General features: G+C 37.1%; 8 protein-coding genes. 1 reads left to right on the plus strand and 7 read right to left on the minus strand.

All coding sequences use genetic code 11. From position 1 onward, the window contains the following. Positions 1–221: 221 nt before the first annotated feature. The 4 genes from B9O19_RS04645 to B9O19_RS04660 form a co-directional block, all read right to left on the minus strand. Positions 222–3,086, minus strand: a complete 2,865-nt coding sequence (locus B9O19_RS04645; RefSeq protein WP_102365319.1) for an S-layer homology domain-containing protein — start codon at positions 3,084–3,086, stop codon at positions 222–224. A 254-nt stretch (positions 3,087–3,340) separates the two neighbouring features. Continuing rightward, a complete protein-coding gene (locus tag B9O19_RS04650; protein WP_102365320.1) occupies positions 3,341–4,585 on the minus strand; it encodes a peptidase U32 family protein in 1,245 nt (414 codons plus the stop codon). Between the two features lie 149 nt (positions 4,586–4,734). Next, entirely contained in the window at positions 4,735–6,189 is a 1,455-nt protein-coding gene (locus tag B9O19_RS04655) for an N-acetylmuramoyl-L-alanine amidase (RefSeq protein WP_102365321.1), read from the minus strand. A gap of 740 nt (positions 6,190–6,929) precedes the next feature. Next, positions 6,930–7,193: a DUF6809 family protein gene (locus B9O19_RS04660; RefSeq protein ID WP_102365322.1), complete on the minus strand. Its 264-nt coding sequence runs from the start codon at positions 7,191–7,193 to the stop codon at positions 6,930–6,932. Between the two features lie 701 nt (positions 7,194–7,894). Here B9O19_RS04660 and gap point away from each other — a divergent pair. Further along, positions 7,895–8,911 (plus strand): type I glyceraldehyde-3-phosphate dehydrogenase, encoded by a 1,017-nt coding sequence (gene gap / locus B9O19_RS04665; protein ID WP_102365323.1) that lies wholly within the window; start codon positions 7,895–7,897, stop codon positions 8,909–8,911. 470 nt (positions 8,912–9,381) lie between these two features. Here the strand turns inward: gap and B9O19_RS04670 are convergent, their stop codons facing one another. The 3 genes from B9O19_RS04670 to B9O19_RS04680 form a co-directional block, all read right to left on the minus strand. Beyond that, positions 9,382–9,867, minus strand: a complete 486-nt coding sequence (locus B9O19_RS04670; protein WP_102365324.1) for a pyridoxamine 5'-phosphate oxidase family protein — start codon at positions 9,865–9,867, stop codon at positions 9,382–9,384. Positions 9,868–9,893: 26 nt separating this feature from the next. Continuing rightward, entirely contained in the window at positions 9,894–11,225 is a 1,332-nt protein-coding gene (locus tag B9O19_RS04675) for an MATE family efflux transporter (RefSeq protein WP_245863024.1), read from the minus strand. Positions 11,226–11,418: 193 nt separating this feature from the next. Then, the gene (locus tag B9O19_RS04680) at positions 11,419–11,826 is read right to left on the minus strand and encodes a zinc-ribbon domain-containing protein (protein WP_102365326.1); all 408 of its coding nucleotides are present in this window, start codon (positions 11,824–11,826) and stop codon (positions 11,419–11,421) included. Between the last annotated feature and the right edge of the window lie 15 nt (positions 11,827–11,841).

Genomic DNA, 11,841 nt, shown 5'->3' on the forward strand with positions numbered 1-11,841 from the left:
CTCCTAAATATTAGGTCCATTACTCACGCATATAAAATAAATTTTTAAATCTAACTGCCATAAATATTAACGAGTATAATTTTAACACACAAAATACATAATGTCAATATTTTATAATAATACGTAAATATTCTACTATTATATACAAAAAGTGATTCTATAAATAAAACAAAACCGCGGATATTAAATACCCGCGGTCAAATGTTTTAGTTACTTCTATATTAATATCCTTCTGTTACAGCTAAAAGTTTAACTCTTCCTTCAGACATATAAATCAATACTTTAGCCGGGTTAAGACCTTCATTATACTCAGCTATACCATCCATAATTGCTTCTTTATCAGAAGTTGCGTCAACTATTTCCGTCTTTCCGCCATTCTCGGAATATTTAAGAATTTTAGCTCCTGAGAAGCTTGAAGCAGAAATAGTATACTGGTCTTCGCCGCTTACATCATCATTCTGGTCTATATACTTAGGAATGATAACCATACCTTCGCTGGAATCTGAAGCATATACGCTTCCGTAAATAACACAGAAATCAGCGCTGCTCCAATTTGAAACTCTGCCGCTTCCTACTTCGATATAACCTTCGTCAGCAGGATACAGACGATATTCATCCTTAAATGTCTTGAAGCCGTCACTGTCCTCGCCCACTCTGTAGATATCACCAATCTGTGCATTCTTAACTACACTATTAGATGAGAGCGAAGCCCAATCGTCAAAAGTTCCGTTAGTTGAAGTTTTAGAAATCTTAAAGCCTGAAACTTTATACATTGTATCAGATGTGTTTGCATTTATCTGCTGGCTCGGCTTATCATTAAATACATATATCGGCGAGCTGTCGTCAACTTCCGTAGCGGCGCTTCCGCCGTATACAACAACTACCTTAGCGGAATTTGTGTTTGAAACATCAAATGCCTCAACGCTGTCATAAGTCTTATTTGTGCTGAAATAGCTGTTTGTTGCTTTCCTAAACCTATCCGTATCATTTCTTTGATCCTGCGGCGGAACTACAAAAACTATAGAGCTTCCGACTGAAAGCTGAATATTTCCGCTGCTAAGTTTACTGTTAGCATATTTTAATGAAACTTCTCCTCGCTCAAGATTAGCAAAATTATAAAGCTTATCTGACTCAACAGTTTGTCCGTCTTTTACATCCGTGTCAGGGGTTACAGTATAAAGAGTATCTATACACTGGTTTCCTTTATAAGTAGTATAAGTATATTTAACTACCTGCTGCACGTCTGTATGACCAACTTCTCCGGTCTTCTGATAAGACGCGCCTTCTCTCAAAGCGTCCAAAAAGTCATATGCTGTAGAACAGCTTACACCGTTAACAGTGGTTCCCTTTCTGATATGAAAATCTGTTTTGGAATTATTTTGAGTTAGTATTCTAACCTGAAAATCATCTATTGATGAGAAAGTAGCTTCTCCCTCGTCATAAGCCAAAACATATCCATAATATTGGTTAACTACCTCATTGCTCTTGCTATACGCAAACACATTACCTAAAATATCCAGGGCATATGTTCCATTGTCACCAGTCTTTGGTTCCTCAAGTGAACCGTCATTTCCATTCTCCATCCAAGGAGCCGCGTCTGAGAACTTATATGAATTGCTGCCAATAGACATTTCATCCCCGGAAATTGTTGAAGATACGTTTCCGGTAGCCTTGTCAGTTACCACAACAGCTCTTGAATACTGTTCGCCGCCATTCTCAGCATAGTTGCTCACTGCATAGCAGATTACATTACCTTCAGAAATAGAGCTGAACGAAACCTTTGTTCCATTTTTATCTACTATTTCAAGATTAGTGTCTTTATCAACATCCAAAGTCAAAGTTTTATCAGTCGCTCTTGATGCATTATCAACTATCGAAGAATCACTTGTAGATTTCTTTGATACATAATATACCTGATAGTCCCAAATAGTAACAACGTCATACTTGCCGTCCTTATCAGAATCCAGTACTGTTATTGTACCTACGTTAGGGAACATATCTGTAGAGAATCTGCTTGCGTCCGCATTGGAACCATAAAGCTTTCCATTATATATAACAATGTTGTCAGATGCCAAATTAGCGTTTGTAAGCGATGATGTCTCAGTTGGATAATACTTAATTGTTGTATTATTAGACTCGTCTTTTTCAATCATTGAAGAATTGAGTTCAAGAGTTGCATTTTCTTTTATCTCATAACTGAACAGCGTACGGATTGTATCATTAGCTGATGTTTTAGGATAGAAGAAATCAATTTGATATCCGAGCTTATTTGTAAATTCAGCTGCGTTATCTACAGCGTATGTATGAACTTCATAAACTGTAGAGTTCGGCTCTTTTGCACGAATCTGTATCTGATTCTCGCGGAGGTTAACATCCGGGTCGTCAAGACTTGTCAAATCGTTTGCTGAAATATACCCTGTATTTTTAATGTATCCTAGATAATCAGCGAGGAATGTCTTTGTTGTTACTACGCCGTTTTCAACAAGAGATACCTCAAGTGAATCATAGAGCATCTGCGCTATACAAGCACGTGAAGCCGGCTTCTCAGCAGAACCTAAGTTCTGAGCGCCTTTTAAGATACCCAAAGACCTTGCCTGAGCCATGAAGTTTGAATACCACGGAGTTGCGTCAACAGAAATATTTTCTCCGTATCCAAGCGCGCAAACAACCATCTTTACTGCTTCTTCATAAGCAACCTTGTCATTAGGTCTGAAAGTTCCGTCCTCATAACCGTTAACGATACCATTTTTATAAGCGGTATTGATGTTCGGGATAGACCATGAAATATCAGAATTCTGGTCAGAAACATCGGAAAACGGTAAATCTGCAGATGAGGACGAACCTATAGAACCGGCTCCCATAGTTCTCATCAGCATAGCAGTAAATTCTGCACGGGTTACATCATTATCAGGCTTAAATGTTCCATCATCATAACCTTTGATAATGCCCAATTGGTTAAGTGCTGAAACGGCTTTTTCATATGACACTGTTGTCGGAACATCACTGAAAGCTGCAAAAACAGATACAGTGGACGCAACCATCAAAAGCGTCAAAACCAAGCACAAAACTCTTTTAATGTTTTTCATTTTTTACCCCTCCAAATAAAAATATTTATTTATTTTATAAATATATAAATTTTCATAATTATGCTTGTCCATTAAATTCCAAACAGACTCGCGCACAAATATGACGCATAAATGCGAAGTTTATTTTATCATGTTTATCGAAAAAAGTCAATAGATAAACAACTTATAACCACTGAATATTTATCCTATTATTCGGCTAATTTAAGCATAGCAGCTGAAAATAATCCAATATAACCCTCAGCAGTATTTAGTTTCTATTTTCTTTCCATTCTTATAAAAGTATCGGGCTCCAGTTCAATCTCGCTTTTAATATATACAACGCTCTGAGGATGATTGGCAACCTCTATCTCATTGCCCTCCCCGTCGGTCATATACTCAATCACCTGAGCGTGAAAATCACCGAAAGGCCTTAAAAATTCTACTGTATTCCCCTTAAAGAATCTATTCTTTTGAATAACCTCAGCCATTTTTGTCTCTTTGTCATATCCGGTTACTATTCCTACCATATCATAGTTGCGTATATAAGAGCTGCTCTCATAGTGCTGTTCGCTGCCGCCGGGCTTTCCAAAATAGAAGCCTGTTGTATAATCACGATGACTGACTTTTTTCACTTCATCTAATAGCTTAGTGTCAAACACATAATTTTCATCCGAATTAAAATAATCGTCAATAGACTTTCTATACGCTTTTACAATTGTGGCAACATAAAATTCAGATTTCACCCTGCCCTCTATCTTAAAACTGCTCAAACCTGATTCTATCAGCTTATCCACATACTGGAGCATACAAAGGTCTTTAGAATTATATATAAACGTACCTCTTTCATTTTCATACACCGGCATATATTCGCCAGGTCTCTGCTCTTCCATTAGAAAATACTTCCACCTGCAAGGATGCGCGCATTCACCGCGGTTGCTGTCTCTGCCGGCCATATAGTTGCTCAGCAAGCACCTGCCGGAATATGATATACACATAGCCCCATGCACGAAAGCTTCCAGTTCTAACTCTTTTGGTGTACGCTCCCGAATTTCCCTTATCTCGTCCAAAGACATCTCCCGGGCCAAAATAACCCGCTTTGCGCCCATGTTATACCATGTTTCAGCACTTTTCCAATTTACATTATTCGCCTGAGTGCTCACATGTATATCCAAGTCCGGGGCAATTTCTTTAGTTAACGCAAACATTCCTAAATCGGATAAAATAACCGCGTCAATACCGCTGTCTTTAACACTTCCTAAAAACTCTGAATATTCATTTATATCAGAATTATGCGGTATCACATTAGCGGTCAAATATACTTTTTTACCTCTTTCATGAGCAAATTTCACACCCTCAAGAATATCATCTGCGCTGAAATTATCCGCGGCAACTCTCAGCGAAAATTCTTCTCCTCCGATATAAACAGCGTCGGCACCATAAGTTAATGCTATTTTCAGCTTATCCAAGTTCCCTGCCGGCGCCAACAGTTCCGGTTTTTTAATTGTTTTATCTCTATTCATCTAATTAACCCCCTATCTTTCCCTAGACACGCATAAAGGCACATAATATATGTGCCCGACACCCTAATATTAATTTGTAAACCATTTTAAATAACTATAATATTGAGCAGGCTGTGCGCTGCCTACTCAATATTATTAATAAACATCAACTAATACGCTACACCAAAGTAATCACAAATACCGTGCGCTATACTTTCAGCATAGCTCCACTGACAGCCATCATCGGCCAGTTTAGCTGCGTCGGCGGCAGTATCAATAAATGCAGTTTCAAGAAGTATCGCCGTCATGCTGGTATTTTTAATAACTGCAAACCCTGCCTCTTTAACACCTCTGTTAGAGGTACCAAGAGAACTTGTCACATAGTTCTGAATATATGTAGCTAACCTTTTGCCATCAGCATTGCCGTAATAATAATATGTTTCGGTTCCTGTTCCGCCTCCTGCATTACAATGGATTGATACAAACAAATCCGCACCAATACTGTTAGCTAAATTTGACCTGTAAGCAAGGCTGGCTGACGTAGATTCTGTAGAACAGTTATCATAAACAGAATTACGCGTCATTACAACATTAAACCCTCTCTCTTCAAGCAGAGGCTTAACCTTTTCAGCGATATAATAGGTTATATCCTGCTCTCTCAAACCGTTTCCGGTAGCGCCTGTATCAACGCCGCTGTAATTGTGACCGGGGTCTATTACAACAGTAAGACCATTATTAGACGGAATTGAAGGTTTATATACCGGTTCATTAATAACCGGTTCTCTTGTTGGAGCCAATGTCGGCATAGGCGTAGGAGCCAATGCCGGTTTGGCTGTCGGATCCGGAGTTGGAAACGCTGTTGGGTCCGGTGTAGGCGCTAATGTAGGAGCCGGGGTAGCATCAAATATATCTTCACCGGAAATATCTGTGTTTTCCGGTTCTTCCGGTTCCGCTGTAGGATATGCTGAATTATTTGACAAATCGGAAGCGTCACCCGACGACTGATTTGAATCGTCCAAATCACCGCCGTTAATAAAACTCAAAGAGTTATACACCATTTGTGCCACAAACGCTCTGTTAGCGTCCTTACCCACAGTCTTCTTCGTGTTCTGAAGCAAACCATACTTTTCTGCCACAGCCACATAACCCGAATACCAATAAGGGCCAACGCTTCTTAGGCTTTCATCGCCGGCACCGGATGAACATACGACCATTTTAACCACCTGTTCATATGTAACCGGATCAGCCGGAGCGAAAGAACCGTCAAGCATACCGTTTATATATCCCTTTTCATAACAATAAGATATGTAGTTATTTGCCCAATACCCGTCAGGAACGTCAGAGAACGGTATGTCTCCCGCTGTGTAATAAGTTTCATTATAGCCTGTAGCCCTTGACATAAACGCACAGAATTCGGCACGCGTAGTCTGAGCCTCAGGAGCAAAGTTTCCATCTTCTCTACCTTGAATAACACCCATATTGCTCAACTTATCCACCGCCGTATAATATGAAGCGGTAATAGGTACGTCAGAGAATTCTCTGGCTGATGCCGTTATAACCGGCAGAGCAAATATTAACATCGACAGTATTAGTACTGTTCCTGCTAATAGTTTGTGTTTTCGCATAAAATAATCACCTCAAAAATTTTGCCGCTGAAAACTCCTGATACTGGTGCGCCAATATACAAAATATTTCAGCAAGCATTCCAATTTCAAAACCGAAACTGTGCACACAGTATACCACGGCAGGCTCGGAAAATCAAGTAAAATCCCGATTTTTTCACAATTTGTTAATTTGCAATTCACAAAATGGCCAAAATATTTCCCACAAAATTTTCCGTATTTTTATATAATTTTATTTTTAAAAATCAATATATTGTGTTACAAAATTTTTGATGCCAATATCTTGCGGTCATTTTTTGTAACATAAGATAAATATTTCTGTAACATTTCTGTAATATTTGATTTTTTTCAACATTGCCGCTTTTGTATAAATTGCACAATAAAATTATAACAATTTTGAGTATATAAAGATTATTTTAAAGGCGAGCCAAAAAAACTTTTACTGCGCTTATAATAACAAGATGAATCAAATCAGCTGCTTATTATACAAGCGGCCTAATTTTAAACCTATTATATTATAGTCTAAATACATCTGAAACCGCATGTCCGGGAACAAACATTGCAACATGCAGGATATAAACAATAATTTTAGTTAGATACTACTATAATGTACTTAAAATAAATTTTACAGACGGCAATTGACTTTATTATTAATAATTTTTATTAACTGCATAATACTTAAGATATAAAAATATTATTTTTTATATTATCTTTAAAACTTTAGTCCAGAATGTTATTTTATTCTATATAATAAAAGTATCAAGCATAAAGCGGCTGCCCAGTTTCCATCCTTCAATAAAATATTCCAATAATTCCAGACTTGAAACTTCTTCATGTGCGGCTAATAACTGTTCAAAAAGATATTTTTCCTCATTCTTCAGTGTTATGCTTAGTTTTTCTTCATTTTCTAATATAACTTTTACATGTTTTTCAAATTCTAAATTGCTGACAACACGTTTTTCATGAGGATTTATATTTCCGTAATACAATTCTTTCAGTACACTCAATCGTTTCCCCTCCAATTTATGTATTTTAAAATTTCTTCACGCTTGAAACTTCCTTTTATTCTTTTTTAAATTTATGACTTGATTTTGTCTTTTTATAATGGTATTATTTTGTTTGGAATTGAGAACTTTATCATCCGGTCACATTAAAAGATTTTATAGAATCAGGTAAACAATAAAATGTATCTAACTGCATAACCACTATACTTGCATACAGTTTTATCATATTTTTAAATCACCTGCTTTATTATTTTAATGTATCAATAGATTATCTAGTTGGGCGTACCGATAATCCTAAAATAAACAAATGATTGCTTCAGCACATTATAATTTGTTAAACTTCTATATTATATTCTGTAATAAAAATCTTAATATTATATCACTCTTGTTCTTATATTCTGATGCTTGTTTATATATTTAAAGGATTTGTGTATACTAATAAGCAAAGATTGAAAACATTTGCATTGTTTAAATGACTAATTCATTTTCTTTATGGTGTCAACATATAGTTAAATTGTCCTATTTTTTTAATCGTTAAAAAAATATCGAAAAAATACTTGAATATTTTATCTGTTTGAGGTAAAATAATACTGCTGTCGGCTAAGAGGCGTATTTTTATTCTTACTTACAGGCTTCGCTGTTCCGATAGCTGATAAACCTGCAAAATATAAAACAATATATATCTTTTTAGGAGGTACTTTACTATGTCAGTAAAAGTTGCTATTAATGGTTTTGGACGTATCGGCCGTCTGGCTTTCAGACAGATGTTCGGCGCGGAGGGTTATGAAGTTGTTGCTATAAACGACTTAACAAGCCCTACTATGCTCGCTCATCTTTTGAAGTATGATTCAGCTCAGGGCAGATACGCTCTCGGCGATAAGGTTACAGCCGGCGAGTCTTCTATCACAGTTGACGGAAAAGAAATTGAAATTTATAAGGAAGCAGACGCTAACAACCTTCCTTGGGGAGAGCTTGATGTAGACGTTGTTTTGGAATGCACAGGCTTCTATACATCAAAGGATAAGGCACAGGCTCATATCAATGCCGGAGCTAAGAAGGTAGTTATTTCAGCTCCTGCAGGAAATGACCTTCCAACCGTTGTTTTTGGTGTTAACGAAGGAATTTTGACACCTGAAGACAAGATTATTTCTGCTGCTTCATGTACAACAAACTGCTTGGCTCCTATGGCTAAGGCTCTTAACGACTACGCTCCTATCCAATCAGGAATCATGTCTACAATCCACGCTTACACAGGCGACCAAATGATTCTTGACGGACCTCAGAGAAAAGGCGATTTAAGACGTGCACGTGCCGGAGCTGTTAACATAGTTCCTAACTCAACAGGCGCTGCTAAAGCAATTGGTCTTGTTATTCCTGAACTTAACGGTAAGCTTATCGGAAGCGCACAGCGTGTACCTGTACCAACCGGTTCTACTACTATCCTTGTTTCAGTAGTTAAGGGCAAAGATGTTACTGTTGAAGGTATCAACGCTGCAATGAAAGCTGCTGAATCAGCATCATTCGGATATACTGAGGAACAGCTTGTATCTTCAGATATTATTGGTATTACTCAGGGTTCATTATTTGACGCAACTCAGACAATGGTTAACCAAATCGGCGACGACCTCTATGAGGTTCAGACAGTATCATGGTATGACAATGAGAACTCTTACACCAGCCAGATGGTTAGAACAATCAAATATTTCTCTGAACTTGGCTAAGATTTCTATATTTATTATATAATTTAATAAAAATACGCCGCCTGAAAACAGGCGGCGTATTTTATATAAAAACATACTTTATAAACCGAAGTTATGAAATATTAAGTTTTTTTATTATCATATTTTACTTAAATATATTATTCTGTACTCTCAGACTGAAAATTTACTTGCTTTTATAATAAACCACATAACTTTTTAATATAAAGAATTATTTACAATGTTCTCAGTTAAAATATAGTTATAACTGTTCTTGCCAGCTCGATTTACTTTTCAGTATTTTATCTGAAATTCATTTTAGTTTTTTAAATACGAGTATAACACATAAAAGCAAACTTAAACAAATTGTCAAATTTACTTTGCACGTTTTTTCCACTTTGCATGCTTCTTATATTTATATTTTAATTTCTAATTAAAATATAAATCAATTTCGTATACGCTATTTAACCTTAAAAATATTATACTTCTTTTTTCTATTTTATTTTTGTCAGCTCTATTGATTCTTTTCCGGTAATATAATCAATCTGCAGCTCAAGCATACATAAATTATCCCATTCCTTTTTTATTTCAGCCTCTCTGTCCGTCTTATCCCCGGGAGAATATTTGACCGCCAGCTTTTCGATTGCACTTCTTTTTTCTCCCTCATCATCTAAAATCCGAATCTTCCCAAAGGCAATGATGCTCTTATAATTGGTCGTATATTTTTCCGGCACCACGTCGTCTTGACCGATTATGCAAAAAGACGCTTTATTATTTCTTTTTACAGCGTCAATTTTGTGTCCGGTTTTCGCCGCATGGAAGTAAATGCTTGAACCGTCATACACATAGCTGAGCGGAACTGCATACGGGTAATCATTGTCTCCCGACAGAGCCAAAACTCCCGAGGTACCATTATTTAATATCTCCGATATTTTTTCACCGGACAATGACTGTTTTTTTCTGCGCATCTCTCTAAACATATTTCTTCTCCTTTATATCAGTAACTCTATAATAATCTTTTCTTAACACGGCAATATAACACAATACCGAGGATAGCTACAAGCCCTTCTGTCATCGGCAATGTCAGCCATACCCCTATAAGACTTGCTAAAAATGACATAAGTAGCGCTATAGGAATTATAAGCACAATTCCGCGGAGCAATGAGATTGCCTGTGCTGGAATTGCTTTTTCAACCGCTATAAAAAACATTGAAATAACTATATTAAGACCCATAAACGGAACCGCCGTAAAATAAATTTTTAATCCCTGTTCTGCAATACTTTGCAAAATACCATTATTCCCGCTGTTAAATATTCCTGTTATCGGTCCGGCAAATATAAAAATACATGTGTAAACCAAAACTGAAACCGCCAGCATTGTTACCACTGCATACTTTAAAGTAAGCTTTACGCTGCTGATATTACCCCTGCCGTATGCAGAACTGACTATCGGCTGCATTCCCTGAGCGATACCCGTATAAATAGACGCGACCACAAACGAAATATTTGCAATAACCCCATATGCCGCAACTCCAACATTCCCTTGAATAGCCAGTATAATTATATTAAAGACAATTATTACTATGCCGGAAGCCAGCTCCGTAATCAGAGATGGAATACCCAACGAAAAAATCGTGCCTATAAGCTTTAAATCAGGTCTCTTAAGTTTAAAGCGAAAGCAGTTTTTATTTCTGAAATGCACCGACAGAATCAGCATACTTATTATCGGAGCAAAACCGGTTGCCAAAACCGCGCCGAATATACCCATACCAAATGGATATATAAAGATATAGTCAAGTATAATATTAGAAAAACTTCCGGCAAGCATTGCCGACATTGACAGTTTCGGATTCCCGTCATTGCGCACAAAGCAAATCAGCACATCATTCATTATAAACGCCGGAGCAAAGTACAGCAGCACGCTCAGATAAGTTTTTGTCATATCAAACACTTCATTATCGGCGCCTAAAAGAACAGTTATTTTATTAGAAGCAAACACTCCCAGCAGCACAAAAATCACTGACAGAAGACCTGCCGCGTATACAGTATTTGTAAATACTCTGTTTGAATCTTGGTATGCCTTTTGACCTCTTAAAACAGAATACTTAGACGCGCCGCCTATACCAAACATTAAACCGCTTCCGTGAATAAAACTGTATACCGGAACGGCCAAATTAAGCGCCGTCAGACCATTCGCCCCAACTCCGTTAGAAACGAAAAACGTATCCGCTAATATATAAAATGATAAGCCTATCATTCCGAGAACATTAAGCGAAGTATAGCGAATAAAGTCTTTTAAACAGTTTGTCTGCTCCATATATCTTGTCTCCTTATTCATAAAAAGCGCCAGCTTTCTATCTTCAAAGACCTAATGATAGAAAGTCTGACGCTCCGCTGTTTTACCCGGCGGCAAAACAGCGTAATTATTTAATTTAACATTTAACCATATCTCTTATATAATGTCAACCCCATATTGCATATATCTTAACCTGCTGTTTTTATATATAACAATTTCTATTTTTACAATACGGTTAGTTAACTATATCTATATCCGGTTCAAGCTGCCCCGTTGAGTATAAATATATAACGACAGCAATAAAAACGATTAAAGCAATGATAGACAATGCGTTTAGTACTATTCCCCAAACGCCCATCCACTTACTCGTATTCCTTGCAGGGTTATACTGTTTCGTCCCCACTATACCCAGTATTAGGCCAACAATCGGACCTATAACCGTATTGCAGAGTACCAAACTTATAATACCAATTATAAAACTGGCTATAGCTGTCCCGACCGGACCTTTTTCCTTAACACTATGAAAATCAGAATATGTACCGCTTTGGTTCTGAGAACCCTCTTTCTTTTGAGTTTCTCCGCATATTGGGCATACAGCGGCGTTATCGTCTATCGCATTGCCGCATTTGGTACAATATTTCATCTAATCGTCACTCCT

Source organism: Monoglobus pectinilyticus, from assembly GCF_002874775.1.
GTDB lineage: Bacteria > Bacillota > Clostridia > Monoglobales > Monoglobaceae > Monoglobus > Monoglobus pectinilyticus.

Bases quoted from the DNA above. Each gene is read 5' to 3' on its own strand.
- B9O19_RS04645 (WP_102365319.1), bottom strand. From the start codon at position 3,086: ATGAAAAACATTAAAAGAGTTTTGTGCTTGGTTTTGACGCTTTTGATG.
- B9O19_RS04650 (WP_102365320.1), bottom strand. From the start codon at position 4,585: ATGAATAGAGATAAAACAATTAAAAAACCGGAACTGTTGGCGCCGGCA.
- B9O19_RS04655 (WP_102365321.1), bottom strand. From the start codon at position 6,189: ATGCGAAAACACAAACTATTAGCAGGAACAGTACTAATACTGTCGATG.
- gap (WP_102365323.1), top strand. From the start codon at position 7,895: ATGTCAGTAAAAGTTGCTATTAATGGTTTTGGACGTATCGGCCGTCTG.
- B9O19_RS04670 (WP_102365324.1), bottom strand. From the start codon at position 9,867: ATGTTTAGAGAGATGCGCAGAAAAAAACAGTCATTGTCCGGTGAAAAA.
- B9O19_RS04675 (WP_245863024.1), bottom strand. From the start codon at position 11,225: ATGAATAAGGAGACAAGATATATGGAGCAGACAAACTGTTTAAAAGAC.
- B9O19_RS04680 (WP_102365326.1), bottom strand. From the start codon at position 11,826: ATGAAATATTGTACCAAATGCGGCAATGCGATAGACGATAACGCCGCT.